At 69.0% G+C, this 3,860-nt stretch carries 6 protein-coding genes and 1 rRNA gene; 3 read left to right on the top strand and 4 right to left on the bottom strand.

The genetic code is table 11. The annotated features are described in order from the left end of the window. Positions 1 to 34: 34 nt before the first annotated feature. A 5S ribosomal RNA gene (rrf, locus tag AB0M88_RS51300) occupies positions 35 to 151 on the top strand. A gap of 289 nt (positions 152 to 440) precedes the next feature. On the opposite strand, the gene AB0M88_RS51295 is transcribed toward rrf, so the two are convergent. From AB0M88_RS51295 to AB0M88_RS51285, 3 genes are all read right to left on the bottom strand, one after another. Further along, positions 441 to 623 carry a Flp family type IVb pilin gene (locus tag AB0M88_RS51295; RefSeq protein ID WP_364115312.1) on the bottom strand — a complete coding sequence of 61 codons (183 nt, stop codon included), beginning with the start codon at positions 621 to 623 and terminating at the stop codon, positions 441 to 443. Positions 624 to 746: 123 nt separating this feature from the next. Further along, complete coding sequence (locus AB0M88_RS51290; protein WP_364115310.1) at positions 747 to 1,124, bottom strand: response regulator; 378 nt, start codon at positions 1,122 to 1,124, stop codon at positions 747 to 749. A 205-nt stretch (positions 1,125 to 1,329) separates the two neighbouring features. Then, positions 1,330 to 2,217 carry a siderophore-interacting protein gene (locus AB0M88_RS51285; protein ID WP_364115308.1) on the bottom strand — a complete coding sequence of 296 codons (888 nt, stop codon included), beginning with the start codon at positions 2,215 to 2,217 and terminating at the stop codon, positions 1,330 to 1,332. A 99-nt stretch (positions 2,218 to 2,316) separates the two neighbouring features. Between AB0M88_RS51285 and AB0M88_RS51280 the strand changes: the two genes are divergently transcribed. Beyond that, positions 2,317 to 2,943: a GrpB family protein gene (locus tag AB0M88_RS51280; RefSeq protein WP_364115306.1), complete on the top strand. Its 627-nt coding sequence runs from the start codon at positions 2,317 to 2,319 to the stop codon at positions 2,941 to 2,943. Here AB0M88_RS51280 and AB0M88_RS51275 read toward each other — a convergent pair. After that, entirely contained in the window at positions 2,924 to 3,229 is a 306-nt protein-coding gene (locus AB0M88_RS51275; RefSeq protein ID WP_364115304.1) for a protealysin inhibitor emfourin, read from the bottom strand. The two genes, AB0M88_RS51280 and AB0M88_RS51275, sit on opposite strands and share 20 nt — an antisense overlap. 117 nt (positions 3,230 to 3,346) lie before the next feature. On the opposite strand from AB0M88_RS51275, the gene AB0M88_RS51270 reads away from it, so the two are divergent. Continuing rightward, on the top strand, positions 3,347 to 3,763 hold the full coding sequence (locus tag AB0M88_RS51270; protein WP_364115302.1) for a hypothetical protein: 417 nt from the start codon (positions 3,347 to 3,349) through the stop codon (positions 3,761 to 3,763). Positions 3,764 to 3,860 lie beyond the last annotated feature (97 nt).

The following is a 3,860-nucleotide window of genomic DNA, read 5'->3' as shown; positions in this document are numbered from 1 at the left end:
TGGGTTGCTGGTTGAGCGTTGTGTTGATGGTTGTTTCGGTGGTTATAGCGGAGGGGAAACGCCCGGTCTCATTCCGAACCCGGAAGCTAAGCCCTCCAGCGCCGATGGTACTGCACTCGGGAGGGTGTGGGAGAGTAGGACACCGCCGGACTCAACGTAGAGATAGGCCCACCCCGACAACGGGGTGGGCCTATTTTTTTTAGGGTAACCAGCAGGCCGGCCACCGGGGTGGCGGGCGCGAACGCGCGCTGCACGGCCACCCGGGCGTCGGAGCTGGGAGATGACTCAAAGACGCCGGGGGTGGTCGGGTAGGTCACCGTGACGCCGCTACCGACCGCGACCAGGGCCTGCATGCCGGAGAATCGGCATGACGATCGCCATCTCGACCGCTGCCGCGCCGGCCTCACCGGTGGGCTTGCGGAGGTCAGGGTGGCGCGAATCTAGGAGAACGCGGACACAACCTTGCTGCCGAGCGTGCTGACCAGGGTGACGATAGCGGCCGCGATGAGCGACACGATGAGGCCGTACTCGACCGCGGAGGCACCCTCGTCCGACGCCATGCGGGCGCGCAGATGCCGCACGTTGTGGCGGATGTGCTCCATGAGCAGGCTGATCTCAGCCATGGTCGTGCTCCCGGGGGGCTCGGCGACCGCTGGTTTCCGCGGTCAGGTGCCCTAGCTATCGGATCGGCCCGCCCACAGTTGAGATCCTTCGGGTCATTTCTCTCGGGTGTGTTCCGCAACCGTTCACCCGGCGGCCGCGGCATCATGCCGGGCCAGAACCGTCCGTAGCGTCCCGGCCAGCACATCCGTCGTGAATGGCTTCGTGATGAATGGTGCGCCCGGCTTGATCAGACCTTTTTTGATGGCGATGTCCTTGGGTATTCCGGAGACGTACGCGATTTCCATCTCGGGCCGGATCGTGTGCGCCGAACGCGCCAGCTCGCCGCCCGGGACGCCGGGCGGGCCGAGGTCGGTCAGCAGCAGGTCGATGGTGCCTTCGTGCTCCCGGCAGATGGTGATCGCGTCCACCGAGTCCCTGGCCGTGAGCACGTCGAATCCGCGCAGCCGCAGCATCTGCACAGCCATCTCGCGCAGGTCCTCGTCGTCCTCGACCAGCAGCACGAGCGGCCCGGTATGCGCCGCCGGTTCCCACATGGCGCCCCTCCTCACCGCAGCGGACGGCGGCCGGAAACGCGGATGGGATCGCGGTCCGGCGTGGCCTCAGTGACACGTTATCGACCCGGCCGCGCGGTAACCGGGAATCGGCCGCAAAGGGCATGCTTTGCCGTCTGCGACATTGGCTGCGGAAGGATCCGACAATCAGCGGTCAGACTATGAACTCGCTGCGCCCCTGACGCCAGTAACCCATGAAGGCGACCGCGCGCCGGTCGACACCGCACTCGGCGACGAGATGCCGGCGCAGGGTGCGGATCACCGCGGCCTCGCCGGCCAGCCAGGCGTAGAGGCGGCCGGCGCCGGGTTCCTCCGGCACGTCCCAGAGGTCGTCGACATCGAGATCGATGTCCTCCAGCTCCTGCCGTGCGCTCTCCGGGGTGACGATGCGGCCGGTCGCTTCGCGAACGGCCGGGATCAGCCTTTCGCCGTGCGGCTCACCCTGCCGGGCAAGCCAGGTCACGCGTACGCCGTCCGGCTTCCGGAGGTCGAGCCGGTCGTCCGGCGACGGCACCTCGAGGTACGCCTCGCCGCGCGCATCGGCCGGCATCCGCTCGAGGATCGCGGCCACGGCGGGGACGGCGCTCTCGTCCGCACCGATCAGTACGAAGTCGGCGTCGTCGTGCGGCCGGTAGTCGACGCCGCCGTGGACGCCGTCATAGTCGGCGCTCGGGCCTATGAGGCAGGCGGTGTCACCGGGACGGGCGCTCAGGGCCCAGGTCGAGGCGGGGCCGGTGGCGCCATGCAGGGCCATGTCGACGTCGACCTCGCCCAGGTGCGGTCGTACGGCGCGGACGGTGTAGGTGCGCATGGGGTTGCGGTGCTCGTCGGGGAGGGCGCACCAGTCGGCGTACCAGTCCTCGCCGGTGGGGAGTCGTTCCAGGCCGTGGTCGGGCAACGGCAGGACCAGCTTGATCCGCTGGTCGTACCCGTTGTCGGCGAACCGGCCGAGGCCGTCGCCGGTGAACGTGACCCGCAGGAAGGTGGGGGTGAGGCGTCGGATCGCGCGTACCTCGACCGGAAAGAACCGCCAAGCCGTCACGTTCCCACCTTCCTTCCCATCCCATTAGGTTAGGCCTGCCTAACCTAATGGGATGCGGCGGGGTGGGTCCAGAGAGGGTGCGACAAATAGGCTGAGCCGGTGACCAACGAGCCTCACGGCGGTCGGCGGCGCCAGGATCCCATCGAGATCATTCCGTACGACAGTGGTTGGCCAGCCGCGTTCGACCGGCAACGGTCGAGGGTGGAGCCGGCGCTGCGCCCGTGGATCGTCGGTCCGGTCGAGCACATCGGCAGCACCTCGATCCCCGGAATGGGGGCGAAGCCGATCATCGACATGCTCGCCCGGGTTCCGGACTACCGGCACACCGCCGGCATCGTCGAAGCCATGTCGGGCATCGGCTGGGCCCATGCGCCCGAGCCCGGCGACGAACGGGCCCGAAAATGGTCCTTCTGCTTTCCCGACATCGGCTGGCGCACGCACCACGTGCACATATTCGAGTGCGACCCCGACAACTGGCAGTCGTTGCTGACCTTCAGGGACCACATGCGAACCCACCCCGGCGACGCCGCCGAATACGGGCGGCTCAAGGCACTGCTGGCCGCCGCCGACGCCTACGACCGTCCTCGCTACCGGGCCGGCAAAGCGCCGTTCATCGAGGACCTTCTGAAGCGGCTCGAATCGTCAGGCAAAGAGACGGGACGCGCCGGAGGGCGCGACAACTCTGGGTCGTCCTCCGCTGGCGGGATCAGCGAGCGGCGGTGGTGAGGAACTGGAGGAGGGGGCGCAGTTCGCTGGGGATCGACGGATCGGAGACGGTGCCCTCCCAACGGTCCACGCCGTTTTCGATGACCAGGTCATAGCGCATCAGGTCGGCGCCGGCCGAGGAGGCGGCGCGGGCCCCGGCCAGCCGGGACAGGTCCACTGTGGTCACGAGCTGGATGAGCCGGGCCGCCTCGGCCGGGGGCATGTGGGCGGTGTCGAGATGCACCTTCGTCGTGCGGCCGGTGAAGCCGCCGGAGCGCCGCATTTCCACTTTTACACGTCCGATCACGACGTTTCTCCCCTCACGCGTCGTTGTCTGTGACGCTACTGCAGGTTGTTGACTCTCGACCTGCTCGAGGCCGCACGATCGGCTCCGCAACCCGCGGGGTGAATCGAAGGAGTCGTGATGGATCTCGGCAATCCGGTGCTCAAGCTGTGTCAGAACGGGATGCTGGCCGAGGCGCAGGGCCGGACGTCGGAGGCCCGCGCCCTGTTCGAGGAGGCGTGGGCGGCGCGGACCGACGACTACGACGCCTGCGTCGCGGCGCACTATTTGGCCCGGCACCAGGAGGAGCCGGCCGAAATTCTGCGGTGGAACGAGGAGGCGCTGCGGCGCGCCACCGCCGTGGGCGATGAACGGGTCGCCGCCTTCTACCCCTCTCTGCACGTCGGCGTCGCCATGGCCCGCGAACGACTGGGCGCCGAGGCGGCCGCCCGGGCCGCCTTCCTGCGGGCGGCCGAGTACGACGCCGCGCTGCCGGCCGACGCCTACGGCGAGCAACTCCGGACCGCGATCGCCGACGGCGTCCGCAGACTGAGCTGAACCACACTGAACCGACCGGCGCGGCCGGGCGGCACCGGGTCCGGGGGAGGGGCAGGGCCGGCCTGCGGCGAGTCCGGCCTGCGGCGAGTCCGGCCTG

The organism is Actinoplanes sp. NPDC051411 (assembly GCF_040682075.1).
Classification (GTDB): Bacteria; Actinomycetota; Actinomycetes; order Mycobacteriales; family Micromonosporaceae; genus Actinoplanes.
Note: the sequence above shows the minus strand (reverse complement) of the source record. Positions and strands in the feature narration are given on the sequence as shown.